The sequence below is a fragment of the Streptomyces sp. SID12501 genome (assembly GCF_010550245.1).
In the GTDB taxonomy this organism is placed as follows: Bacteria; Actinomycetota; Actinomycetes; order Streptomycetales; family Streptomycetaceae; genus Streptomyces.
Genome location: NZ_JAAGLU010000540.1, coordinates 1 through 465 on the forward strand (window position 1 = coordinate 1; position 465 = coordinate 465).

Below are 465 nucleotides of genomic sequence, written 5' to 3' on the forward strand. Positions count from 1 at the left end.
TGATCGTCTTGACCTCGGAGATCACGGCCGGGTCGGACGGGCTCGCCAGCTGGTACCGCATCGTGCACGTCCCGGCCTTCTTGTTGGTCGTGCGGATCTTGATGATCCCGTTGTGGTACTCCTGCCCCCCGGGGTCGCTCACGCACGAGGGGAACGCGCCGTCGACGAGCTTGACGGTGCCGCTGAAGTTCGTGGGGGCCATGCCCGGCTGGTTCTTGAGGTCGATGCGCGCCTCGTTGACGCCCGTGCGGACCTGGTAGGTGAAGTCCACCGCCACGGGCACGATCCGCAGCGTCACGGTCTTCACCGCGGAGCCCTGCCCACCCTCGGGGTCGAACACGCGGTACTGGAACGTCCACGTTCCGAGCGTGTTGGTCTGCGCGGCGTAGAGGAACCGCGTGCCGCGCTTGTAGTTGCTCATGTTGACGTTCCGGACCCCGAGCGGCCCGTCGATCTTCAGCTGGC

1 protein-coding gene is annotated in these 465 nt (G+C 66.7%); it reads right to left on the bottom strand.

The window, feature by feature from the left end:
* Positions 1 to 421: hypothetical protein (locus G3I71_RS47180; RefSeq protein WP_164325096.1), on the bottom strand; the 421-nt coding region annotated here is incomplete at its 3' end.
* Positions 422 to 465: the final 44 nt, after the last annotated feature.